This window comes from Deltaproteobacteria bacterium (assembly GCA_005879795.1).
Classification (GTDB): Bacteria; Desulfobacterota; Binatia; order DP-6; family DP-6; genus DP-6.
On the sequence record VBKJ01000136.1, the window covers coordinates 17,385 to 40,070 of the forward strand.

Sequence of the window (22,686 nt, forward strand, 5' to 3'; positions counted from 1 at the left end):
CCCCGGAGCGCTTCCATTGGTGATCACCTCAGCGCCCGGGAGGAGATCATCAGATGAAACATCGACACATTGCCCTGCTGGCGGCGCGTGCCGCGGCAGCGCTGGCTGCGGCCAGCTTCGCCGGCGCCAGCATGCCCTCCAACGCTTCGGGCAGCGCCGGCTACTACGCGATCGTCAACCAGTGGGTCAGCCCGAACCGCGGCGTAAGCCCGAGCGCGGGCTGTGGCGGTGGTGGCTCCGCGCCGGCGCTGCACGTATCAGGCAACCGGCTGGTCACCTCCAGCGGCGCGACATACCGCCTGCTTGGGGTCAACCGCTCCGGCGGCGAGTTCGCCTGCATCCAGGGCACTGGCATCTGGGACGGCCCGATGGACCAGGCTTCGGTCACCGCGATCCGCTCGTGGAAGGTACGTGCCGTCCGCGTCCCGCTGAACGAGGAGTGCTGGCTGGGTACGAGCGACGTGCCGGTGCAGTACGGCGGCGCGACGTACCAGCAGGCTGTCAAGGACTATGTGAACCTGCTCGTGTCCAACGGAATCACGCCGATCGTCGAGATGCACTGGAGCTATGGCCAGTACACCGGGCCGTCGGCCGCCTGCTCGGACGTCAAGGCGACCTGCCAGAAGCCGATGCCGGACGCACAGTACGCGCCGTCCTTCTGGACCGGCGTGGCCAACGCCTTCAAGGGCAACAACGCGGTCGTCTTCGACCTGTTCAACGAGCCCTACCCGGAGCGGGCCAGCGGCAACGAGACCGCGGGCTGGGTGTGCTGGCGTGACGGTGGCACCTGTCCGGCCATCGCGTACCAGGTGGCCGGCTTCCAGAGCCTGGTCAACGCGGTCCGGGTCACCGGCGCGACGAACGTCATCCTGCTCGGCGGCCTGGCCTACTCCAACGACCTGACCCAGTGGCTGCAGTACAAGCCGACCGACTCGACCGGCAACCTCGCCGCGTCCGCGCACATCTACAACTTCAACTCGTGCTCGAACACCTCCTGCTACGACAGCCAGCTGGCGCCGGTTGCCGCGCAGGTGCCGCTGACGCTCGGCGAGATCGGTGAGAACGACTGTGCCCACGTCTTCGTCGACACCCTGATGAACTGGGCCGACTCGCACACAGTCGGATACCTCGGCTGGACGTGGAACACCTGGGACTGCTCTTCCGGGCCGTCCCTGATCACGGACTACAGCGGCACGCCCACCGCTTACGGCCAGGGCCTGCACGACCACCTGGCCTCGGTCAGCAACTAGCGACAGTTCCGCCCGGCCGCCCGCGCGCACGCCGTGGACATACCACAGCATCGCGCCGCTGGCGGGCGACCATCGATGCTCCGGCGCTGTGGTAATGAAGGGTACGGCGACGCCGCCAAGGGGCGTATTCTACCTGGAGGAACGGCCATGAGCCGAATGACTCCCCTGTTCAGTCTCTCGCTCCGCCTCGGGCTCTTGGCGATGACGGTGGCGGGATGGCCAGCAGCAGCGGAAAGCCCGCTCCTCGTCAAGGACATCAACCCCGGCAGCGGCAGTTCCGACCCCATCTCGCTGACGAACGTGAACGGGACGCTCTTCTTCGCGGCCGACGACGGTATCGACGGCATCGAGCTCTGGAAGAGCGACGGCACCGCCGCCGGCACGGTCCTCGTCAAGGACATTGGCCCCGGTGGCCGCAGTTCATTCCCCGGAAACCTGAGGAGCGTGGACGGGACACTCTTCTTCTCGGCCGGCGACGGCACCAACGGCTTCGAGCTCTGGAAGAGTGACGGGACGGCCGCCGGCACGGCCCTGGTCAAGGACATCAACCCCGGCGGCAGTTCATTCCCCGGAGCCCTGACGAACGTGAACGGGACGCTCTTCTTCTCGGCCGGCGACGGCACCAACGGCATCGAGCTCTGGAAGAGCGACGGCACGGCCGCCGGCACGGTCCTCGTCAAGGACATCAACCCCGGCGCCGGCAGTTCATTCCCCAGAAACCTGACGAACGTGAACGGGACGCTCTTCTTCTCGGCCGGCGACGGCAGCAACGGCTTCGAGCTCTGGAAGAGCGACGGCACGGCCGCCGGCACGGTCCTCGTCAAAGACATCAATCCCGGCGCCGCCAGTTCGCTACCCTTCCAAAACATGACGAACGTGGCCGGGACGCTCTTCCTCCGGGCCGACGACGGCACCAATGGCATCGAGCTCTGGAAGAGCGACGGGACGGCCGCCGGCACGGTCCTGGTCAAGGACATCAACCCCGGCGCCGGCAGTTCAGACCCCCGCTTCCTGACGAACGTGAACGGGACGCTCCTCTTCGTGGCCGACGACGGCACCGATGGCATCGAGCTCTGGAAGAGCGACGGGACGGCCGCCGGCACGGCCCTGCTCCAGGACATCAACCCCGGCGCCGGCAGTTCAGACCCCATCGCGCTGACGAACGTGGACGGGATGCTCTTCTTCTCCGCCGACGACGGCACCAACGGCATCGAGCTCTGGAAGAGCGACGGCACGGCCGCCGGCACGGTCCTGGTCAAGGACATCAACCCCGGCGCCGGCGGTTCACAGCCCCTCGACCTGACGAACGTGGACGGAACGCTCTTCTTCTCGGCCGACGACAGCACCAACGGCATCGAGCTCTGGAGGAGCGACGGCACGGGCGATGGCACGGTCCTGGTCCAGGACATCAACCCCGGCGCCGGCAGCTCACAGCCCTTCGACCTGAAGAACGTGAACGGGACGCTCTTCTTCAGCGCCTTCGAACCAACGACCGGCGTCGAACTCTGGGCCGACGTGATCGCGACCTCATCCACGACCACCTCCACGTCTACCACCACGACCACCTCCTCCACTACCGCGACTCACCCGCCGACGACCACCTCGAGCAGCACGACCACCTCGAGCACCACGACGACCGCGACATCGACGACGAGCACGTCCACGACGACAACACGGCCGACGACCACTACCTCATCGACTATCACGACCCAGCCGACGAGCACGACCATCAGTGCGACGTCGAGCAGCAGCACGTCCACGACAACGTCGATGTCGACCACGCGCCCCCCGACCACAACGACATCCACCACCTCCGCGACCAGCACGCGGCCGCCCACCACCACCATCCCGGGGAACCTCCCGCCGGATTGCAGCGCCGCAGCCACCAGCCCCGCCGTACTCTGGCCGCCGAACCACCGGTTCGTGAACGTGTCCGTCGTTGGCGTGACGGACCCGGACGGGGACCCGGTTGCCGTTACCATCACGGGCATCACGCAGGATGAACCATTCAATGGTCGCGGCGAGGGGAACACCTGTCCTGATGCGAGCGGTGTCGGGAGCCCGACCGCCAGCTTGCGCGCTGAGCGCCAAGGAGGCGGCGACGGCCGCGTCTACCACATCGGCTTCACAGCCGGCGATGGTCGGGGCGGGCGCTGTACGGGGACCGTCACGGTGTGTGTGCCGCACGACCAGGGGAGGGGCCGAGCATGTGCGGATCAGGGATCACTGGTGGATTCGACGGGACCGAAGTGTGTGGGGGCGTGTACGGGCGGGTGCGCCATCGAGATGGCCGTTACGCGGCCTCTCTGCACCGGCGAGAGCCTGCCGGCGGCGCTGGTCCAGCGACTCGATACAGCGCAGCAGTTGCTCTCTCGGGCGGCGCGCACGAGCGGCAAGAAGAAGGCCAAGCGACTGATGCGGAGAGGCATCAGGGCGCTGAAGCAGGCGGCCGGGCTCGCCGCCACGGCTGCGAAGAAGGGGACGATATCACCGGGCTGCGCCGCATCCATCGCGACGGAGTTCCGTAACGCCAAGATGGCCGCCGACCGTTGGCTCGGCAGCCGGTAAACGTGAGCGGAGAGGGAGGGATTCGAACCCTCGGTAGGGGTACTACCCCTACACACGCTTAGCAGGCGTGCACCTTCGACCACTCGGTCACCTCTCCAAGCGCGGCGGACTCGGATACCACGTCGCCGGGCACGTCGCCACCGCGCGCGGTGCGCCCGGTTGAGCGGCGCGGCCGCGGGGGTATCCTCGTCGCATGTCGCGTCTCGCGATCGTCGCGCTCGCGCTCCTCGCGACGGCGGCCGGCGCGGCCGCCCAGCGCGCGCCGGGCGTCCCCGGTCCCGTTCCCGGCGGGCCGCCGCTTCTCCTGAAGCTCGAGGGCGTGATCCAGCCGACCGAGGTGGCAGCCAAGCGGACCGGCTTCACGGTCACCTCCCTCGCCTTCCTCGGTGCGAAGACGGAGGCGCAGCGCTGGCTCGGCGTCACCAAGGCGCGCACCGTGGGCGGCGACCAGCCGCTCGACGGGAAGGACGTGCTCGCCGTGGTCGCACCCTTCACGCCGAACTTCCTCGTCGTGGGACCGGAAGCTCTGGTCGCCCAGCTGCGCGACGCCCCTCCCGGGACCGCGGTCCGGATCGAGGGCCTCGTCAACGGCGGCTCCCGTACCTACTTCCTCCGCCGCGTCGAGCGCGACGCCGGCGCCGGCTGATTCCCGGGATCTTCACCGCGCAGACCGCACAGCAGACGCCCTTGACGGCGCGCACGGGTCCGCGCGAGAGTCCGCCCACGGCTCGGCCACCCCCGTGCAGGGCGGTCCGGGTCGAAAGGAGGGGCTCCGATGCGACCGCAGACCGAGCGCGGGATCCTCGCGCTCGTGAGCGTGAACCTGGCGCTGCAGGTGTTCGACGGAATCGCGAGCTACGTCGGCATCCACGCCGGCGTGCCGGAAGGGAACCCGCTGCTCGTGTGGGCGCTTGCCCACGTCGGGCCCGGCTTCGCACTCCTCCTCTTCAAGCTGCAAGCATGCGCGTGCCTGCTGCTCCTCTGGCACGTGCGTCGGAGCCGGCTGGCGGCACCGGCCCTCGTCTTCAGCGCCGCGGTCTACGCGGCGTGCTCGCTCGCGCCGTGGGCCGCGGCGCTCGTGACGCTTCACTTCGAGTACTGCATCTCATAGATGCCCGCGGCCTCGACTGCAGCCGTCGTCGTGGACGGCCGATCGACGTAGTCGGAGCCGAAGAACTCGATCGGCTCCGTGCCCTCGAGCTCGGCGGGCGTGAGTAAGTAGGTCCCGCTCGCCGCCGGCACCCAGACGGCGTAGGCGGCGCGCAGGTCGCCGCCGGTGAGGAGGCCGGTTACGGCGCCGAGCGCGAGGCCGCCGAGCGCCACGATCCCCTTCACGGGGAGGTAGACGAGGTTGCCCGCCGCGGCGCCGACCGCCAGCCCGAACTCGGCGGCCGCGCCCTCCGCCCGGGCGGACGCCGGCCGGCCCAGCGCGACGCTCAGGATCACTAGGGCCACGAGGACTCTGCGCATCGCCGTTCTCTCCTCCCCGCCGCGTCGGCGCGGCGGCCTAGAATCCCTGTGCCACGCCGCGACCGGGGTCGCAAGCCGGCGCGGCTCAGGCCGGCGGGCCGGGCAACGCCGCGAGCGCCCTCTCGTACGCGGCCAGGTCCGCCTCGCTGAAGAGGACGAAGCGAACCAGGGTGAGCGTGCCTGGCCGTGCCGCGAAGAAGCGGGCCACGGTGCCGAGGGCGACGGGCGCGGCCTCTGCGATGGGGAAGCGATAGGCGCCGGTCGAGATGGAGGGAAACGCGACCGACTCGAGACCGTGATCCACCGCGACCTCGAGGCTCCGGCGGTAGGTGCTCGCGAGCAGCTCGGGCTCCCCGTGCCGGCCGTCTCGGTAGACCGGGCCGACGGCGTGGATGACGAAGCGGGCCGGCAGCCGCCCCCCGCGCGTGAGCTTCGCGTCGCCGGTGGCGCAGCCGCCGAGCGTTCGGCACTCGGCCAGGATCCCTGGCCCGCCGGCGCGGTGGATCGCGCCGTCGACCCCGCCGCCGCCGAGCAACGTCGTGTTGGCCGCATTCACGATCGCGTCGGTCGCCTGCGCGGTGATGTCTCCGCGCACGAGCTCGACGGTCGCCCCGGCGAAGTCCCGGCGCCGCACGTTCGCGGGTTACCACCCGCGCCCGCGCGAGGCAATCGTCGAGTTGCGCCCCCGCCCGGCGCGCGCTACAAGCGGCCGGCACATCGAGCCGCGGAGGTGACGGGATGGAGAAGGCGGTGGAAGCGGAGCCCCGGGCCGTCGTCTTCGTGTGCGACCGCGAGGGCGCCGCGCTCGGACGGCGCGAGCGCTGCCTCAAGCTGGCCGGCATCGCGTTCGATATCGCGGCCGAGCGCCGCCCGTCGGGCACTTACTACAAGCTGTGCGTACGCGAGCGTGACGCCGTGGCGGCCCATCTCGCGCTCCAGATGGGCGGCTGCGGTCGCTCCTCGCGCCTGAAGCGGAGCCAGTCGGGCGTGGCGGCGAGCCTGCGCGAGATCACGCGTACCGTGTGGGACGAGGCGGTGCTCCTCCTGGCGCGCCTGATCGATCTGCTGTGGACGCGCGCCCCGCGGCTCGTCTCCGGGCCCGCCGGCGAGGCGTCGCGCGCCGCCCGCTGACCGGTCTCGGCCGCGTCCTGCCTTGACGGGGCAGGCGCGCGTGCGCAGCTTGGGCCTCGATGGTCGACGTGAACCGGATGACCCACAAGGCCCAGGAGGCGCTCCAGGCGGCAGGGGGAATCGCCACGCGCCGCAGCCACCAGGGCATCGACGTCGAGCACCTGCTGCTGGCCCTCCTCGAGCAGCCCGACGGCCTCGCGCCCAACCTGCTCGAGGCGGCCGGCGTGGCGCCGCGCGCCGCTCTCGAGGCCGTCGAGCGCGAGCTCGCGCGCCGCCCGCAGGTTTCCGGCCCCGCCGCCGGCCCCTCGCAGACGTTCATCACCCAGCGCCTCTCGCAGCTGCTCACCAAGGCCGAGGACGAGATGCGCGCGCTCAAGGACGAGTACCTGAGCGTCGAGCACCTCCTCCTCGCCATGCTGGCCGAGGGCGGCGTCTTCCGCGGCCTCGGCCTCACGCGCGAGCGGCTCATGACGGCCCTCCAGCAGGTGCGCGGCCACCAGCGCGTCACCTCGCCCGATCCCGAGACCACCTACCAGGCGCTCGAGAAGTACGGGCGTGACCTCACCAGGCTCGCCACGCAGGGGAAGCTCGACCCGGTGATCGGGCGCGACGACGAGATCCGGCGCGTGATCCAGGTCCTGTCGCGCCGCACGAAGAACAACCCGGTCCTCATCGGCGAGCCGGGCGTGGGCAAGACGGCGATCGTCGAGGGCCTCGCGCAGCGCATCGTGAAGCGCGACGTGCCCGAAGGGCTCAAGCAGAAGCGCATCATCGCGCTCGACATGGGCGCCCTCGTCGCCGGCGCCAAGTTCCGCGGCGAGTTCGAGGAGCGACTCAAGGCGGTGCTCAAGGAGGTGCAGACCTCGGGCGGCGACATCATCTTGTTCATTGACGAGCTGCACACGGTGGTCGGCGCGGGCGCGGCCGAGGGAGCGATGGATGCCTCCAACCTGTTGAAGCCCATGCTTGCGCGCGGCGAGCTGCACTGCATCGGCGCGACCACGCTCGACGAGTACCGCAAGCACATCGAGAAGGACGCGGCCCTCGAGCGCCGCTTCCAGCCCGTGCTGGTCGATCAGCCCTCGGTCGAAGACACCATCTCGATCCTGCGCGGGCTCAAGGAGCGCTACGAGGTGCACCACGGCGTCGAGATCAAGGACGCGGCGCTGGTCGCCGCCGCGACGCTCTCGCACCGCTACATCGCCGACCGCTTCCTGCCCGACAAGGCGATCGACCTGGTCGACGAGGCGGCGGCGCGGCTCCGCACGGAGATCGATTCGAAGCCCGAGGAGCTGGACGAAGTCGACCGCAAGGTCATGCAGCTCGAGATCGAGCGGGAGGCGCTCAAGAAGGAGGCCGACCCCGGCTCGCGCGAGCGCCTCGCGCGGCTCGAGAAGGAGCTGGCCGACCTGCGCGAGCAGGCGAGCGCGCTCCGCGCCCAGTGGGATCGGGAGAAGGGCGCGATCGCCGGGCTGCGTACGCTCCGAGAAGACATCGAGCAGACGAAGCTCGAGATCGAGCGCGCCGAGCGGCAGTACGACCTCAACAAGGTCGCCGAGCTCAGGTACGGGAAGCTCGCCCAGCTCGAGAAGCAGCTCGCGCAGGAGGAATCGCGGCTCGCGGCGAGCGAGGACGGCGGTCGGCGGCTGCTCAAGGAGCGCGTCGACGAAGAGGACATCGCCGAGGTCGTGTCGCGCTGGACCGGGATCCCCGTCTCCAAGCTGGTCGAGGGCGAGCGCGAGAAGCTCGTCCACCTGGCCGAGCACCTCCACAAGCGGGTGGTCGGGCAGGACGACGCGGTGACGGCGGTCGCCAACGCCGTCCTCCGCGCCCGCGCCGGCATCAAGGACCCGAACCGGCCGATCGGCTCGTTCATCTTCCTCGGGCCGACGGGCGTGGGGAAGACGGAGCTCGCGCGCGCGCTCGCCGAGTTCCTCTTCGACAGCGAGCAGGCGCTCGTCCGCCTCGACATGTCCGAGTACATGGAGAAGCACACCGTGGCGCGGCTGATCGGCGCGCCGCCCGGCTACGTGGGCTACGAGGAGGGGGGGCAGCTGACCGAGGCCGTCCGCCGCCGGCCGTACTGCGTCATCCTCTTCGACGAGATCGAGAAGGCCCACCACGACGTCTTCAACGTGCTCCTCCAGATCCTCGACGACGGCCGCCTGACCGACGGCCACGGCCGCACGGTCGACTTCAAGAACACGGTCGTCATCATGACCTCCAACGTCGGCAGCCAGCTGCTCACCGGCTACCGCGGCGGCGACGACCCCGGCGCCTACGACGCCATGAAGCAGGAGGTGCTGGAGGCGCTCCGCCAGCACTTCCGCCCCGAGTTCCTGAACCGCGTCGACGACGTGGTGGTCTTCCACCCGCTGACGCGCTCCCACCTGCGGCAGATCGTCGACATCCAGCTCGCGCGGCTCCAGGCCCGGCTCGCGGACCGCCACCTCGAGCTCGTGTTCACCGACAAGGCCAAGGACTTCCTCGCCGAGCGCGGGTTCGACGCGGTCTACGGCGCCCGGCCGCTCAAGCGCGTCGTGCAGAGCACGGTCGAGACCGCGCTGGCGCAGAAGCTCATCGCGGGGGAGATCCGCGACGGCGACCGGCTGGTGGTGAACGCCGGAGCGGGCGGGCTCACCTTCGAGCCCACCCGGGCGCGCGGCAACGGGCACGCGGACGCGCCCGTCCACTGAGATATTACTCGCCCCCGAGCTGGCGGAGCGCCCCCTCCGCCGCGCGCCGGAGCGAGCGGTCGGCGCTGGCGCTCGCCGCGTGCAGCGCCGCCAGCACCGGCGCGCTCCGCTCGCCGAGGGCGCCCAGCCCCGCCGCAGCCGCGCGGCGCACGCGCTCGTCGCCGGTCTCGAGCGCACGGACGAGCTGCGCCGCCGCCCCACCGCGATCGAGCGCGAGGCGCGCGAGCGCGGCGACGGCAGCGAGCCGCACGTCGCGCTCCTGGTCGCCGAGCGCGTGCAGCACCGCCTGCTCGACTTCAGGCGTCCGGGCCCCCAGGTCGCGCAGACAGTAGAGCACCATCTTGCGCTGTACGGCGTTGCCGGTGGTGAGCAGCGCGCGCAGGCTCTCGTCCACCGCGGCCCGGTCGCCCAGACGCACGACGATCGCCGCCGCCGCCCAGCGCAGGTCGCCGTCGTCGTCGCCGAGCGTCTCGAGCAGGACGGGGAGCGTCGCCGCGGGCGGGTTGCCCACGAGCGAGAGCGCGAAGGCCGCGCCCCAGCGCCGGCGCGGGAGCGGCGACGCGAGAGCGGCAAGGAGCACGTCCTCGACCGGGGCGCCGCGCGCCGCGAGCGCAGCGAACGCCTCGGCCGCCGGGCGCTCCACCACTTTGCGGCCGGCGCCCAGGCAGTCGGCGAGGGCGGCGAGTTCCTCGGGGGTCGCCCTGCCCCGCTCGGCCAGCTCGGCGATGGCCGCGCGGCAGATTTCGGGATCCGGCGCACGGAGGCGCTCGGCCCGGGTCATGATGCGAGCGCCTGCGCGATCGTCCCGGCCACCGTCTCGACGGGGCCGACGCCGAGGATGAAGTTCTCCGGCCGGGCGAAGACGCCGGCCACCATCGCCTCCACCGCGGCCGGCTCCGCCGGGCAGCCGTGCAGCGCCCGCTCGAGGCGCTCGACGGCCGGCGAGTTGGCGATGAAGTCGCCGGCCAGCATGGCCTCCTCGATGCGGCCGCCCGCGAGCGCCAGGTGCGCCTCGAGGACGCCCAGCTGGGTGGCGGCCGACGCGTGCCGGTCGAGGTGCGCGCCGAGGCGGCGCTGGCCGAGCCACCCCGCCTCGTCGCGGGCGGCGCCGCGCTCGAGCGTCCGCTCCCGGAAGCTCACGCCGAGCCGCCGCTCGTAGCCGCGCCGGAGGCGGTCGGCGACCTCCGCGGCGTCGAGCGCGCGGCCGAGCAGTCGTGCCAGGCTGGTCGTGTCCCCGGGCGTCAGCATGCCGGCCTTCACCACGCCGCGCGGGTCCGCGCGGTCGAGCAGGCCCGGCAGCACGCTGAAGTCTCGCCCGCTGGCGATCACCGCCTCGAAGAGGAGCACCCCCGAGGCCTCGACCTCGAAGGACACCAGGGCGAGGATGCGGCGCCCGACGGTGATCAGGTCTCGGCCGGGGTAGAGGGCCGGGATGCCGCACAGCTCGCAGGCTTCGAGGATGCCGCGCACGCAGCGGTTCATGACCTGCTCGGGCGCGAGCGCGAGGGGATCGGACCCCACCAGCGCTCCGCGGTGGGGCAGCACGAGCGAGAGACCGACGAACCCCTCCCCCCACGGCATGGCGCGCCCGCCGGAGCGGCGCCGCCAGACGTCGACCCCCGAGCCGGCGGGCGCCTCCGGCGCCAGGTGGTAGCGGCCGAGCGACAGCACCTCGCCAGCGAGGTCGTAGACGCGGAGCGCCCCCTGCCCCGTCCGGGCCTCGTCGAGCAGCCGCCGATCGGCGGCCAGGCTCTGGCTTGGAGAGAGCCCGGGCTGCACGATCAGGTCGAGAGTGGGCGGCACGGCGGCGAGCGCGCGGGCGCCGGGGCGCCCGCCGCGACGACGGGCGCGTACCACGTCCGCCGCTGCCCGACAAACAAACGCGCCGGCGGGCGCGGCCTACTCCCGCCCAGGCAGCCGGGCGACGAGGTCGGCGAGCGGCAGCGTCCGCTCGGCGTGCGCCTGCCCGGCGAGCGTGGCGGCGAAGGCGGTGGCTGCGTCGTCGTCACCGGGAATGAGCGCGGCGACCGGCGGCGGGTCACAGGCCGCGAGCTCGGCGACGAGGGCGTAGCCCGCCCGTCCGGGCAGCGCCAGGTCGATCACCACGATCTCCGGCCGCTCCGTGCCGAACAGCTGGACGGCGCGCGCGCCGTCCCACGCCATCGAGACCGACATGCCCTCGCGCACGAGCGCCAGGCGGAGGCTGATGAGCGCATCCGCGTCGGCCCCGACGGTCAGGATCCGAGCGCCGCCCGCGGCGTGGCGCCGGAGGGTGGCGAGCACCGCGCCCGGCTCGACGGGCCGGACGACGGGCTCCACCGGGCCGAGGGGCAGCGCGCGCCCCGCGCCCGGCGTCGCGAGGCAGCCCCAGATGCGCGCGCTCGATCCGGGCTCGCGCAGCGTGGCGAGCGCGGCGAGCGCGCCGCGTGCGGCGAGGTTGACGACGACGCACGCGGGCGGCGTTCCGCCGAGAGACTGGAGCGCGGGGTCCCCGGGCGGAATCACCCTCACCTGCCGTCCCCCGGCTGCGGCGGCCGCCCACGCCGGCTCGTCGTCCACGACCACGATGTCCGCGGGCGCGAGGCCGGACTGCGGCGGCCGCGCCTCACCCGCCACATGGCGCGTCGCCTCGGCCGCAAGGCAGTCGCGCTCGGCCTGCACTTCGGCCAGCGCCGCGCTCAGGCGGTCGCGCTCGGCCGCGATGCTCTCGAGCCGGGCGCTCACGGCTACCACCTCCGCCTCGCGCTCCGCGCGCAGGCCCTCGACGCGCATCTCGAGATCGGCGTGGCGCGCACGTGCCTCGTCCTCCCGGGCCCGCGCTTCCGCCAGCTGCTCCCGCTCCGCCAGGAAGGTGCCCGTGTCCGCCATGAGCCGCGCGATCTCGTCGCCCGCCCGCTCCTCGCGCGTGGCGGCCTCGCGCAACTGGGCCGCGAGCTGCTCCCGCTCGCCCTCCGAGGCGCGCAGCCGCTCCCGCTCGCGCTCGGCGGCGGCCTCGGCCTCGGCGAGCCGGGCCATCAGGCGCTCGACCTCTTCGGCCTCGCGCGTCTCGTTCCCAACGGGCTCGGCCGCCGCCTCGCGCGCCTCCGCCGCGGCCACCGAGGTGACTGGCGACTGCACCCGCGCCGCCTCCCTCCGGTCGCGTTCAGCCGCAGGGCGGACGGGCGCGGGCGGCGTGCCGGCCGGCGCTGCCGTCGCCCCGCGCCGGCGCGCGGCCTCGATCATGTGCGCGAGGTCGCGCAGCGGCTCGGAGAGCGGCGCGAGCTGCTCCTCGGTGATCCGCTCCGGCGCGATTGCAACCAGGACGAGGCTCGCGACCGGTGTCGTGCCGGCATAGAGCGGCACGCAGGCAACCGCCCTGACGGAGGTCGCCGCGTCGACCAGCGGCGGGACGTAGCGGTTCCGCGCCGCGCTCTCGATCAGGTAGACGCGGCGGTTGAGCAGGCCGTGGAGCGGCATGTCCCACCCGGCCGTCCCCCCACGGCGCACCTGGCGCAGCCGCTTGCAGCCCTCGTCCGAGAGCCCGACCTCCGCAGCGAGCCGGAGCAGGTCGTGGCGCTGGTCGAACAGGCAGACGGCACCGGCGCTGACACGGCTCGCCTCGAGCACGGCCCGCAGCGCGGGCTCGAGCATGTCCTCGGGAGCGGCGGCGCCGGTGGCGATCTCGCGCAGCTGCCCGGCGAGGCGCGAGGCCACCGGATTCTCGGCCGGACGCGGACCGGCCGGGCCGCGGCGGACCTGGGGCCCAGGGGTACTCTCCACGCTGCGTCCTTCGCTCCGACCCCCCGCGGGCAAGCGCCTCCCGCCGGGGTCCTCCCTCCATTTGTCGGGCGAAAAGGGCGCCCACTTGAGGGGCCGCCGGGACTGGCCGTCTACCGCCCCCCCTGCAGCGCACGGACCTTCTCCAGCCGCTGCCCCGGCGACGCCTCGCTCTGCGCGAGCACGTCGGCGAGCAGACGGTCGCGCGGTACGGGGAGGCTCGCCGGGGCCTTGCGCGCGAGCGCGGCAGCGAAGCCGGCGGCGGTGTCGTCCTCGTCGCCGTAGACGAGCACGAGGCTCGGCACCGGGCTCGCGCCGGCCAGGCGGACAACCAGCTCGTAGGCGCTGCGTGGGCGCAGGTCGAGATCGAGCACCACCACCTCGGGGCGGACCGCGTCGAAGAGATCCACCGCCTGCTTGGCATCCCACGCCATCGACACCGACAGCCCCTGGCGCGTGAGGGCGTGGCGCAGGCTCATCAGCGTGTCGCCGTCCGCACCCGCGGTCACGACGCGCGTGCCGCGCTTGGCGTGGCCGGCGAGCAGGGCAAGGACCACGTCCAGGTCGAGGGGGCGCGTCGTCGCCTCGATCATGCCGAGCGGGAGGGCCTTGTCGCTCGTCGGGGAGGAGAGACAACCCCAGAAGCGTCCGCTCGCGCCGGCCGCGCGGAGCGCGCTCATGGCTGCGAGCGCGCCCGGGGCGGCCACGTTGACGACCAGGCGCGCGGGCGTCACCCCCGTGAGTCGGGTGACCACGTCGCCTGCTGGCTCGACGACTGCCACGTCGGTCCCGTCGATGGCTGCGCCCGCCCACGCCGGGTCGGTGTCGAGCACCGCGACCAGGCGCCGCGTCCTGCCCGCCTCACCCGCGAGCGGCTCGGCGGCGAGGGCCGGCGCTGCGGCCGGCACATGGGACCTCTCCACCGGCTCGAACTCTTCCCCCACGGGCGCGCTTACCGTGACGACGGGTATGACCTCGGGGTCCAACTCGGCCGTCTCGGACCCGAGCACGTCCTCGGAGGGCGTATGGGCTGGCCTCACCACCTCGGCGTCGGCGGCGAGACGGTCGCGCTCGGCCCGGAGCTCCGCCAGCGCAGCGTGCAGCTCATCGCGCCCAGCGGTGAGCACCTGGAGCTCGGTGCGCAGGGCGGCGACCGTCTCGCGCAGCGCGCCCGTCTCGCTCTCGACCGCGCTGCCGCGCGCGGCGAGCTCGTCGAAGCGCGCCCGGACCTCCGCCAGCTCCGTATCCCTCCGCCCGCGCTCGTTCCGCACGCTCTCCAGCTCCGCCTCGACCGCCGCCCGCGCCGCTTCGGCCGCGCGCGCCTGCCCGGCGGCCTCTTCGAGCGCAACGGCCATCTCCGCGCGCTCCCGCTCGGCGACCGCGAGCAGCTCGGCCCTCTCGGCGGCGCCGGCCGCCACCGCATCCTCGGCCGCCGGGGTCGCCTCAGCGGCCCGCACGCGGCGTGCGGCCGCGATCATCCGCACTACTTCGCCGAGCGGGCCCTCGAGCTGCTGGATGTCCCCCTCGGAGAGCGCGCGCGGCTCGAGCGCCACCAGGACCAGGCTCCCGAACGGCGTCTCCCCGGCGCACAGCGGCACGCAGGCGACGCTGCGGATGGGTGCCTCGACGAGTGCCGGCAGATGATGATGGGTACCCGGGGCGGCTTCGATGCGCTCTATCCGGCGATCACGCAGGCTCCGGAGCGGCACCTCCCAGCCCCGGGCATCGCCCTGCCGAACGCTGCGCAGCAACCGGCAGCCCTCGTCCGAGAGCCCGACCTCGGCGGCGAGCCGGAGGAGCCGGTAGCGTACGTCGAAGAGGCAGAGCGCTCCGGCCTGCGCGCCGCTCGCCTGGAGGATGGCCTGCAGCGCCGGCTGGAGCGCGTCCTCGGGCACCTCGCTGGCAGCGATCGCGCGCAAGCGGTCGGCGAGCGCCGCGGCGGGGTCCGCAGCAAGAGCCATCGCCGCGGACGCACGCGGCTGCAACCTGCGGAAGATGCCCATCTGCGACACGATTCGACTGCAACCGCTGTGCCGCTTGTCCGTGACTACAAACCCGCGACCGCCGGCGCGCAGGTGGTCAAAAACCGCCACCCCCGTCGCGGATGCGTCGGCGCCGCTGGCGCCCCCTGCGGCGCGCAGGCGCGGAGGGCCCTCGGGATTCCGGCCAGGCGACGACGAGGGCCCCGCTCGGCGCGGACTTCCGGTTGCCGGCATCGAGCCGCGATTTGACATGGGCTGTCCTCGGAGGATCTGTTGATGAGGGATGAGAATCATCGTCGCGCTCCTGGCGCTCACGGCCTTCCTCGTCGGCGCGGCACCACGCGCGCTGGCCGAGGAGGGCGACGATGCGAGCGCGTCTCCTCCCGGGGTGACGGGCGGCCCAGCGCACGGGCAGGCTCCGGCCCCGGGCGGCAGCGTCGCCCCGGCGGCCCCGGGCGACGACTCCACGCAGCTCGGCGCGCCGGAGAGCGAGGCCGCACGGCCGGAAGCCAATCCGGACCCGCGCGATCCGTCCGAGGACGAGGCAGGCACGGAGAACGACAGGCCGCAGCTCGGGCCCGGCGCGCCTGCCGTCGATCCGTACGCGGTCGATCCCACCGACACCGATCCCTCCGACGCCGACGCCGGGCTGGATTGACGTCGGGCGCGAGGGGTCGCTACAGGCCGCTCCCATGCGGGCGGCCGTCCGCATCACCGACTTCGCTGCGCCACGGCGAGGTCGCTGAACTCCCGGAAGGCCGCGGTGGTGGCGAGCTGGGTCATGCGCCCCGATAAGCACAGGGACCGGCCAGCCGCCAGGGCGCGACCCGAGCCCGCGGCCTCAGGCGACGATGTGCTTCCGCATCGCGAAGCGGACCAGGTCGGCGGTGGTGTGGAGGTCGAGCTTCTCCATGATCCGCTTGCGGTGCGTCTCGACGGTGTTGACGCTGATCGAGAGGACGCCAGCGATCTGGCTGTTCACCTTGCCCTCGGCGACGAGCTGCAGGACTTCGCGCTCGCGGTCCGTGAGCAGCGTGAGATCATCCTCGAGGGCCCCTCCGTCCTCGTTTTCGACGTAGTCCTTGAGGAGGATCTGCGAGACCATGGGGCTGAAGGCGGACTCGCCGCGTGCGACCGCCTTCACCGCCTTCAGAAGCTCCAGGCCCTCCGAGTCCTTGAGGAGGTAGCCGGACGCTCCAGCCCGTAGGCCGCGACGGACGGCCAGGTCGTCAGAGACCGAGGTCAGGATGAGCACCCTGACGCGTTTGTCACGCTCCACGATCCGCGCGGTCGCGTCGATGCCGTTCAGCTCGGGGAGCGTCACGTCCATGACAACGACGTCGGGACGGAGCCGCTCCGTCATCTCGACCGCGGTGCGCCCGTCTCCGGTTTCACCCACGATCTCGATCGCGTCGTCCGTCTCCAGGATGCGGTGGAGGCCCTGGCGGACGATGGTCTGGGGATCGACGAGGAGTACCCGGGTACGCGTCCTTGGTTCCAGACCCGTCTTCGACGTCGATGACGGACGCACCATCGTCCCGGAGTGCATGAAAGGTTTCGTGCCGTCCGAAACGCCATCGGTCAATCACCACTTTCGGGTAGGGCCCGGTGCCCACGTGGTCGGGGTGGAAACACCGGCCAGCTGGGCGGTTCCTTCACCCGATCCAGCTCGTGCTCCTCCCCGCGGCACGGCGCGGATGGGCGCTGGGCGGACACGTCTCCGCGCACGGGGGCGCCATGGCAGCGCCTGCCCGCCAGGGCGCTCCGCCGGGCGGGCCCCTCGCTGCGCGCCTACCCGCCTTCCTCCATCAGCAGGATCACGCCGTGCGGCTGGTTGTCGGGCGCGGCGAGCGGGAAGCACACCACGGGGCACCTGAAGGCCTTGCCACGCCGGTTGCGCGCTTCGAGTTTCAGCTCGTGCGGGCCGCTGTTCCCGGCCACGCACTCGCGCAGCGGCGTCCTCAGCTGCTCCACGGGCAGGCCGATGTCGAGGTTCAGGAAGTTCTGCCCCCGCACCTCGTCGGCGCGCAGCCCCCAGAGGTCCTCGGCCTTGCGGTTCCAGATCTGGACGGCGAGGTTCGCGTCGAGGACGACGACCCCCGACTGCATGCTGGCGACGATGGACTCGAGGAAGACGTTGGCGCGGTTCAGCTCGCCCGTGCGGCCGTGCAGCTGGTCGTTCGTCGTCTGGAGCTCCTGGTTGGTCGACTGCAGCTCTTCGTTCATGGTCTCCATCTCTTCGTTGGAGGACTGCAGCTCCTCGTTGGTCGTCTCGAGCTCCTCGACGGTCGATTGCAGCTCCTCGTTGGTGGTCTGCAGCTCCTCGTTGGTCGACTGCAGCTCCTCGTAGGCCGTCTCCAGCTCGGCGTTCGACCGCTCGAGCTCCTCGTGGAGCTGCGCGTAGCGACTGACGTCCGTGAACGTGATCGCCACCCCGAGCGCCGGGCCGCCGTCGTCGAGGAGCGGCGCCACCTGCACGTCGTAGTACCGCGCCTGCGCGTTGGGGCCGGGACGCTCGACGTTCGCCATCCCGACCGGCCGGCGCTCCGCGACCGCCTGCTCGATCAGCGGCCGCAGCTCGACCGGCCGGTAGCACAGCTCCACATCGCGGAAGGGGCGCCCGATGTCCGCGGCGCTCAGCCCGAAGCGGACACGCGTCTGCTCGTTGGCGAGCACGATCGCGTCGTTCGTGTCGACCACCACCTGCGCCACCGGGATGCCGTCGACCGCGAGCTCGCGCAGCCTGACCTCGCGTGACACGCGGCTCCCGGCCTCCTGATCGCCGGTCTGGGCGAGGATCATCAGGCGATCGCGCAGGTTGATCTTCGCGGTCTTCACGAAGACGCGGTGCTTCAGGTTGACCGGACTGAACACGCTGGTGTGCATGAGGAGCATCTCCGCCCGCCCCAGGAAGAGGAAGCCCGCGTCGTTGAGCGCGAAGTGGAAACGGGCGAGGACCTGGCGCTGGGTCTCGAGGTTGAAGTACATGAGGGTGTTGCGGCACACGAGCAGGTCGAGACGCGAGATCGGCGCGTCCTGGACCAGGTTCAGGTTCCCGAAGATAATCGCCTGGCGCAGCTCCTTGCGGAAGACGTGGCGGGCCGCCGCACGCTCGAAGTACCTGTCGCGGAGGTCGGGGGGGACGGGCTCGAGATCCTGGGCGCTGTAGCTTCCCTGACGGGCCTGCGTGACCGCGTCCTCGTCGACGTCGGTGGCGTAGATCTTGACGCGCTGGTTGAACGCGTCTGCGCCGAGCACTTCCGCCAGCGTCATCGCGAGGCTGTACGCCTCCTGGCCGCCGGCACACCCGGCGCTCCAGACACGGATGGGCTCCGCGTCGGCCTTGGCGGCCAGCAGCTGCGGGAGGATCTCGGCGCGAAGGTATTCCCACGCGGGGGAGTCGCGAAAGAAGCTCGAGACGTTGATCAGGACGGTATTGAAGAGGTTGGTGAACTCCCCGGGATGGGTCTCGAGGTATTCGAGGTAGTCGCCGTAGCCCTGCAGGTTGAGCATCTGGGTGCGCTTGCTCACGCGCCGCGCGAGGCTCGACCGCTTGTACCCGGTGAAGTCGAATCCGCGGCTGCTCCGCAGATGCTCGAGCAGCGCCTCGAGCGCCCGGCCGTCTTCCACGTCCTTCATTGCACCTGCCCCTTCATCAGCGTCACCAGCGCGGACGCGATCTCCTCGAGGGGCAGGACGAAGTCGACGTTGCCGCTGTCGATGGCCGCGCCGGGCATGCCGAAGAACTCCGATGTGTGCTGGTCCTGGGCGATGACGGTGCCGCCCATCTTCTTGATGGCCTTGACCCCCATCGAGCCGTCGCCGCCGCTGCCGGAGAGCACGACGGCGATCGCACGGTCCCTGTAGCTCGCCGCCACCGACTCGAACAGGAGGTCGGCGGAGGGGCGCACGAAGTGCACCAGCTCGGACTGCGTGAGCGAGAGGCTGCCGTCGGCGTTCAGCAGCAGGTGCCGGTTGGGCGGGGCGATGTAGACCCGCCCAACCGCCAGGCGGTCGCCGTCCGCCGCCTGCCTCACCTCCAGGCGCGTGCGGTGGCTCAGGATGTCGGCCATGAGGCTGCGGTGGCGCGGGTCGAGGTGCTGCACCACGAGGATGCAGGCCGGGAAACCGGCCGGCAGGTCGCTGAGCACGCTGCTGAGCGCGGTGAGTCCTCCGGCCGACGCAGCGAACGCGACCACGTCGAAGGCGGCGTCCTCGGGCGAGGCGCCGTGCGTCATTTCCCGAGCCCCGGGAACGGATCTGTGGCCAACGTGAGGCCTCCCGACCGGGCGAGGATGGACGGGAGCAGCACTTTCACGCCCAGCCGGGCAGCCACCCTAGGACGGGTCGAGGAGACCGTCAAGCAGCCTCGCCCCCCATCGCCCGTCCGCACCAGCGACAACACGCGTCATGCCTTGAGGCGCCGCCTGGCGGCGTCGAGGTCGAGGACCACCCACAGCACGATATCGTCGGAAGGGCGTGGGCTCCGTCGCGCCGAGGCGAGCATCTCCCAGTGCCGCGCTCCGCGCGGGCTGAGCCCCGCCACGTGGAGCCGCCCGTCGCGCGTACGGGCCAGCCGGAGCGCGCCGATGGTGTTGAGGAACCCGGGCGGCCGGGTCCTCAAGAAGCGGAGGAAGCGCGCAGCCCCCCGGACCGGCAGCCCGAGACCGACCAGCTCGTTCGCCAGCACGAACTCGATCAGGTTGTCCTCGGAGTAGAGGCGCGGCTTCCCGGCGCCGACGGTATCCGCGATCTCGGGCCGCACGACGCCCTTCTCCGCCCAGTCGATGACCTGCCGCGGCTGGAGCCCGACCCTCGTGCAGACCGCTGCGCGCGAGTAGCCGCGCGTCATATACGTATTTGTGTACGCGCCAGAGCGATTCGTCAAGAGCGCTCGCCCCACGACTTTTTTTTTCGCCCCTCCCGCATGCGCGGGAGGCCGTCGCAACGGAATTGCGATAAGCGGTTCACGAGAAGAGATCCGCGCGGGAGGAGGTCGCGTGAACAACCACGCATCAGATCACTCGCAGCGCGAGCAACGGAACTCGAAGGCGGGCGAAGTCCCCGGACGCGAGCCCGGGGCCGCCCCGGAGGGCGCTGCGGAGGCGGACGTCCGCCTCCTCGCGCCCGAGACCATCCTCGCCTCACAGTTCCTCGGCGAGCGCGTGTCACCCACGACGTTCAGCGGCGAGGCCCGGCTCGCGCTGGCGATCCTGCAGGACGCGATCCAGATCTACTGCAAGCCGGAGGCGTCCCTGCGCCTCCGTCGGGAGGCCGCGAGCTGGCTCGGCAGCAGCGATCGCTCCTGGTGCTTCTCGTTCGAGCGGATCTGCGAGGCGCTCGGGCTGGAGCCGGAGTATGTGCGCCGCGGCCTCGGCCCGCCGGGGAAGCACCTGCCGACGGCGCCGGGGTCGCGAGGGATCGTGTGCCGCCGAGCGAGGGCCGCGTGACGGAAGAGCGCCGGGGCCGGGTCGCCGAGCAGATCGAGGTTCTGCGCGAGCGTGGGGAGGAGCTCGCCCGAGGGACGCGCACGCGCGACGCGTCACTCGAGATCGCCCCGGCGGAATCCTCTGCGGGGTTGCGGAGCGCGCTCGAGGCCGAGCGAGAGCTGATGGCCGCGATCCTGCGGAGCACGGGCGATGGCCTGGTGGCGGTCGATCGGACGGGCAGCATCACCCTGGTCAACGACGTCGCCGAGACGCTTCTCGATGTGCGGAGGGAGAAGCTCCTGCGGCGGCGGCTCGCGGATACGCTCGCCTGCGCCGGGCGCCCGGTGCGCCTGACCCCTACCGCCGGCGCCGAGGGTGTAGCCTACGAGGTGACGCTCGAAGCCCCACAACAAATGCTCGATCTGCGCATCAGCCCCATCGCGAGCGGCGGCTACGTCCTCCTGGTGCGGGAGGTGACGGCCGAGCGCGCAGCCCGGGAGAGGGCGGAGCAGCAGGTGCGGCTCGCCGCCACCGGGCAGCTCGCCGCCGGCATCGCGCACGACTTCAACAATATCCTGTCGGTGGTGCTGACCCACGCGCAGTTGCTGCGCAACGACCCCACGCTCCCCGACGACGTGCGCGTCAAGCTCAGGGCCATCGCCGACCAGGCGCGCCGGGGCGGACAGCTGGTCCGCCAGGTTCTGGATTTCAGCCACCGCACACCCACGCGTCGCCAGCGGGTCGATCTCGCCGCGTGCGTCAGGCAGACCGTGAACCTGCTCGAGCGGACCATCCCCGAGAACATCGTCATCGGCACCGCGCTGGCTCCGGGGGAGTGCGTGGCCGACGTCGACCCGGTCCGAGTCGAGCAGGTAGTGGCCAACCTCGCCTTCAACGCGCGCGACGCGATGCCGGGTGGGGGACGCCTTCGGATCGAGCTCTCCCGCCGCACGCTGAAGGAAGGCGAGCGCCCGCCGCTCGCGGGCATGACGCCGGGGGAATGGGCCACGCTCTCGGTAGCGGACACGGGCTTCGGCATGTCGCCCGCCGTCCAGCGGCGACTCTTCGAACCCTTCTTCTCCACCAAGGCCGGGAAGGGAACGGGGCTCGGGCTGGCACAGGTCTACGGCATCGTGAAGGAGCACGGAGGTCATGTCGACGTGACGAGCGAGGTCGGCCGGGGAACGACCTTCACCGTGTACCTGCCGCTCGCGGACGTCCGCCGCGAGCCGCAGACGAGGGCTCCCGACGGGCCGCGGGAGGCGAAGGCGCCCGACGTCTTCGACTCCGCCGACGAGACGCTGCCGACTGGCGGGGGAGAGCTGGTCCTTCTCGTCGAGGACGACGCGACCTCGCGCGTCGCGAGCGCCGAGGCGCTCGAAGCCCTCGGATATCGCGTCCTCGCGGCGGAGACCGCGGAGCAGGCGTGGGAGCTGTGGGTGCGGCACGAAGACGAGGTCGCGCTCGTGCTCACCGACCTGGTGCTGCCGGGCGTGAGCGGCGCGTATCTCTGCTCGGCGCTGAGGCGTCAGGACCGTGCCCCCGTCATCGTGATCTCCGGGTATCCGATCGACGGGAAGGACAGCCGGCTGGTCGGGGTGGCTCACCGGCTCCAGAAGCCCTTCGGGATCGAGCGCCTCGCCCGGGTGATCCACCACACGCTCGCCGGGTCGCGGCGCTGACCGCTCGCCACGGCGTGGTGGTTGGCCCCGGACGTCCGTGCCCTGTGGGGGCTACGCCGCTTGCTTGCGAAGGAGCGCGAGGCGACCCCGTCACAGCGTGGCGATGCGCTCGCGGCCGAGCGAGGATGCCCGCGACAGTCTCTATGTTACGAGGATGTTACGGCCCGAGCCCAACGGCATGTTGATCGGCGCAACCCGGGCAGGATATGCAGCCGGTCATCCTCCTCCCCAAGGTGCGGGGTTTCGAATGAAGGGTTGGGAAGACGACCTGCTGGACCACCTCGTGTGGCTGACGCTCATGCACGCTGGTTGCGGAATCACCCGGGACGAAGCGGTGGCCGAGTTGAAGCGTGAGTTTCCCCCGCTCGCGGACGAGGCGCTGGCACGCAGCCGCAGCCGCCGTCCGGGTCGGGCGGTGGACACGACAGTGCCGACCGCCCGGTAGCTCCACCGCCTTCGCCACTCCTCGGCACCCCGCGTGCGCGGGCGTCGTGCTCCGCCCAAGGTTGACGCCGTCCTTGGCGGCGCGCCGCCGTCCCCCCGGCTTGTCAAAGGCCGCGGTCATCGCCTGACAAGCCTCATGCTGCGTCACCTGCGTGGAGGGTTGGGGCCGCGAACACGACGGGACCGCGCGCAAAACCGAACGTTGGAGGGCGCCGGTCGCTGCCGGCATGACGCCAGCGCGGCCAGTCGTGCCCTCGCCTGGTTGCCATCGCGCTGGC

At 72.0% G+C, this 22,686-nt stretch carries 18 protein-coding genes, 1 tRNA gene and 1 pseudogene; 9 read left to right on the plus strand and 11 right to left on the minus strand.

Features of this window, described 5'->3' with window-relative positions; genetic code table 11:
- Nucleotides 1-53: 53 nt before the first annotated feature.
- A complete protein-coding gene (locus tag E6J59_09655) occupies nucleotides 54-1,250 on the plus strand; it encodes a glycoside hydrolase family 5 protein (GenBank protein ID TMB20080.1) in 1,197 nt (398 codons plus the stop codon).
- Nucleotides 1,251-1,325: 75 nt separating this feature from the next.
- Nucleotides 1,326-2,759: pseudogene (locus tag E6J59_09660) on the plus strand (hypothetical protein).
- A gap of 1,066 nt (nucleotides 2,760-3,825) precedes the next feature.
- Here E6J59_09660 and E6J59_09665 read toward each other — a convergent pair.
- Nucleotides 3,826-3,915: transfer RNA gene (locus E6J59_09665), tRNA-Ser, on the minus strand.
- Nucleotides 3,916-4,011: 96 nt separating this feature from the next.
- Here E6J59_09665 and E6J59_09670 point away from each other — a divergent pair.
- On the plus strand, nucleotides 4,012-4,464 hold the full coding sequence (locus E6J59_09670; protein ID TMB20081.1) for a hypothetical protein: 453 nt from the start codon (nucleotides 4,012-4,014) through the stop codon (nucleotides 4,462-4,464).
- 129 nt (nucleotides 4,465-4,593) lie between these two features.
- Nucleotides 4,594-4,929 carry a hypothetical protein gene (locus E6J59_09675; GenBank protein ID TMB20082.1) on the plus strand — a complete coding sequence of 112 codons (336 nt, stop codon included), beginning with the start codon at nucleotides 4,594-4,596 and terminating at the stop codon, nucleotides 4,927-4,929.
- Here the strand turns inward: E6J59_09675 and E6J59_09680 are convergent.
- The gene (locus E6J59_09680) at nucleotides 4,905-5,288 is read right to left on the minus strand and encodes a hypothetical protein (GenBank protein TMB20083.1); all 384 of its coding nucleotides are present in this window, start codon (nucleotides 5,286-5,288) and stop codon (nucleotides 4,905-4,907) included. The genes E6J59_09675 and E6J59_09680 overlap by 25 nt on opposite strands.
- Before the next feature lie 85 nt (nucleotides 5,289-5,373).
- The gene (locus tag E6J59_09685; GenBank protein TMB20117.1) at nucleotides 5,374-5,883 is read right to left on the minus strand and encodes an O-acetyl-ADP-ribose deacetylase; all 510 of its coding nucleotides are present in this window, start codon (nucleotides 5,881-5,883) and stop codon (nucleotides 5,374-5,376) included.
- Nucleotides 5,884-6,026: 143 nt separating this feature from the next.
- On the opposite strand from E6J59_09685, the gene E6J59_09690 reads away from it, so the two are divergent.
- Both E6J59_09690 and clpB read left to right on the plus strand, forming a co-directional pair.
- A complete protein-coding gene (locus E6J59_09690; GenBank protein TMB20084.1) occupies nucleotides 6,027-6,419 on the plus strand; it encodes a hypothetical protein in 393 nt (130 codons plus the stop codon).
- Nucleotides 6,420-6,478: 59 nt separating this feature from the next.
- Complete coding sequence (clpB, locus tag E6J59_09695; protein TMB20085.1) at nucleotides 6,479-9,115, plus strand: ATP-dependent chaperone ClpB; 2,637 nt, start codon at nucleotides 6,479-6,481, stop codon at nucleotides 9,113-9,115.
- A 4-nt stretch (nucleotides 9,116-9,119) separates the two neighbouring features.
- Here clpB and E6J59_09700 read toward each other — a convergent pair whose 3' ends face one another.
- The 4 genes from E6J59_09700 to E6J59_09715 form a co-directional block, all read right to left on the minus strand.
- Nucleotides 9,120-9,896 carry a hypothetical protein gene (locus E6J59_09700; GenBank protein TMB20086.1) on the minus strand — a complete coding sequence of 259 codons (777 nt, stop codon included), beginning with the start codon at nucleotides 9,894-9,896 and terminating at the stop codon, nucleotides 9,120-9,122.
- Nucleotides 9,893-10,918, minus strand: coding sequence for a hypothetical protein (locus E6J59_09705; protein ID TMB20087.1), 1,026 nt, complete (start codon nucleotides 10,916-10,918; stop codon nucleotides 9,893-9,895). Before E6J59_09705 ends, E6J59_09700 begins: the two co-directional genes overlap by 4 nt.
- Before the next feature lie 96 nt (nucleotides 10,919-11,014).
- Nucleotides 11,015-12,808 carry a response regulator gene (locus tag E6J59_09710; GenBank protein ID TMB20088.1) on the minus strand — a complete coding sequence of 598 codons (1,794 nt, stop codon included), beginning with the start codon at nucleotides 12,806-12,808 and terminating at the stop codon, nucleotides 11,015-11,017.
- A 176-nt stretch (nucleotides 12,809-12,984) separates the two neighbouring features.
- Entirely contained in the window at nucleotides 12,985-15,147 is a 2,163-nt protein-coding gene (locus E6J59_09715) for a hypothetical protein (protein ID TMB20089.1), read from the minus strand.
- Here E6J59_09715 and E6J59_09720 point away from each other — a divergent pair.
- Nucleotides 15,137-15,511, plus strand: a complete 375-nt coding sequence (locus tag E6J59_09720; GenBank protein ID TMB20090.1) for a hypothetical protein — start codon at nucleotides 15,137-15,139, stop codon at nucleotides 15,509-15,511. The two genes, E6J59_09715 and E6J59_09720, sit on opposite strands and share 11 nt — an antisense overlap.
- A 183-nt stretch (nucleotides 15,512-15,694) precedes the next feature.
- Here the strand turns inward: E6J59_09720 and E6J59_09725 are convergent, their stop codons facing one another.
- The 4 genes from E6J59_09725 to E6J59_09740 form a co-directional block, all read right to left on the minus strand.
- Nucleotides 15,695-16,402 (minus strand): response regulator transcription factor, encoded by a 708-nt coding sequence (locus E6J59_09725; protein TMB20091.1) that lies wholly within the window; start codon nucleotides 16,400-16,402, stop codon nucleotides 15,695-15,697.
- Nucleotides 16,403-16,644: 242 nt separating this feature from the next.
- Nucleotides 16,645-18,492 (minus strand): PAS domain-containing protein, encoded by a 1,848-nt coding sequence (locus tag E6J59_09730; GenBank protein TMB20092.1) that lies wholly within the window; start codon nucleotides 18,490-18,492, stop codon nucleotides 16,645-16,647.
- Nucleotides 18,489-19,091 carry a chemotaxis protein CheB gene (locus tag E6J59_09735; protein ID TMB20093.1) on the minus strand — a complete coding sequence of 201 codons (603 nt, stop codon included), beginning with the start codon at nucleotides 19,089-19,091 and terminating at the stop codon, nucleotides 18,489-18,491. The genes E6J59_09730 and E6J59_09735 overlap by 4 nt, the downstream gene beginning before the upstream one ends.
- A 170-nt stretch (nucleotides 19,092-19,261) precedes the next feature.
- Nucleotides 19,262-19,705, minus strand: a complete 444-nt coding sequence (locus tag E6J59_09740) for a MerR family transcriptional regulator (GenBank protein ID TMB20094.1) — start codon at nucleotides 19,703-19,705, stop codon at nucleotides 19,262-19,264.
- A gap of 75 nt (nucleotides 19,706-19,780) precedes the next feature.
- Between E6J59_09740 and E6J59_09745 the strand changes: the two genes are divergently transcribed.
- Complete coding sequence (locus E6J59_09745) at nucleotides 19,781-21,964, plus strand: response regulator (GenBank protein ID TMB20095.1); 2,184 nt, start codon at nucleotides 19,781-19,783, stop codon at nucleotides 21,962-21,964.
- Between the two features lie 247 nt (nucleotides 21,965-22,211).
- Nucleotides 22,212-22,409 carry a hypothetical protein gene (locus E6J59_09750; protein TMB20096.1) on the plus strand — a complete coding sequence of 66 codons (198 nt, stop codon included), beginning with the start codon at nucleotides 22,212-22,214 and terminating at the stop codon, nucleotides 22,407-22,409.
- Nucleotides 22,410-22,686 lie beyond the last annotated feature (277 nt).

Bases quoted from the DNA above. Each gene is read 5' to 3' on its own strand.
- E6J59_09740 (TMB20094.1), bottom strand. From the start codon at position 19,705: ATGACGCGCGGCTACTCGCGCGCAGCGGTCTGCACGAGGGTCGGGCTC.
- E6J59_09725 (TMB20091.1), bottom strand. From the start codon at position 16,402: ATGCACTCCGGGACGATGGTGCGTCCGTCATCGACGTCGAAGACGGGT.
- E6J59_09675 (TMB20082.1), top strand. From the start codon at position 4,594: ATGCGACCGCAGACCGAGCGCGGGATCCTCGCGCTCGTGAGCGTGAAC.
- E6J59_09715 (TMB20089.1), bottom strand. From the start codon at position 15,147: ATGATTCTCATCCCTCATCAACAGATCCTCCGAGGACAGCCCATGTCA.
- E6J59_09730 (TMB20092.1), bottom strand. From the start codon at position 18,492: ATGAAGGACGTGGAAGACGGCCGGGCGCTCGAGGCGCTGCTCGAGCAT.
- E6J59_09745 (TMB20095.1), top strand. From the start codon at position 19,781: ATGCGCGGGAGGCCGTCGCAACGGAATTGCGATAAGCGGTTCACGAGA.
- E6J59_09735 (TMB20093.1), bottom strand. From the start codon at position 19,091: ATGACGCACGGCGCCTCGCCCGAGGACGCCGCCTTCGACGTGGTCGCG.
- E6J59_09670 (TMB20081.1), top strand. From the start codon at position 4,012: ATGTCGCGTCTCGCGATCGTCGCGCTCGCGCTCCTCGCGACGGCGGCC.
- E6J59_09750 (TMB20096.1), top strand. From the start codon at position 22,212: ATGAAGGGTTGGGAAGACGACCTGCTGGACCACCTCGTGTGGCTGACG.
- E6J59_09690 (TMB20084.1), top strand. From the start codon at position 6,027: ATGGAGAAGGCGGTGGAAGCGGAGCCCCGGGCCGTCGTCTTCGTGTGC.
- E6J59_09700 (TMB20086.1), bottom strand. From the start codon at position 9,896: ATGACCCGGGCCGAGCGCCTCCGTGCGCCGGATCCCGAAATCTGCCGC.
- E6J59_09680 (TMB20083.1), bottom strand. From the start codon at position 5,288: ATGCGCAGAGTCCTCGTGGCCCTAGTGATCCTGAGCGTCGCGCTGGGC.
- E6J59_09655 (TMB20080.1), top strand. From the start codon at position 54: ATGAAACATCGACACATTGCCCTGCTGGCGGCGCGTGCCGCGGCAGCG.
- E6J59_09720 (TMB20090.1), top strand. From the start codon at position 15,137: ATGAGAATCATCGTCGCGCTCCTGGCGCTCACGGCCTTCCTCGTCGGC.
- clpB (TMB20085.1), top strand. From the start codon at position 6,479: ATGGTCGACGTGAACCGGATGACCCACAAGGCCCAGGAGGCGCTCCAG.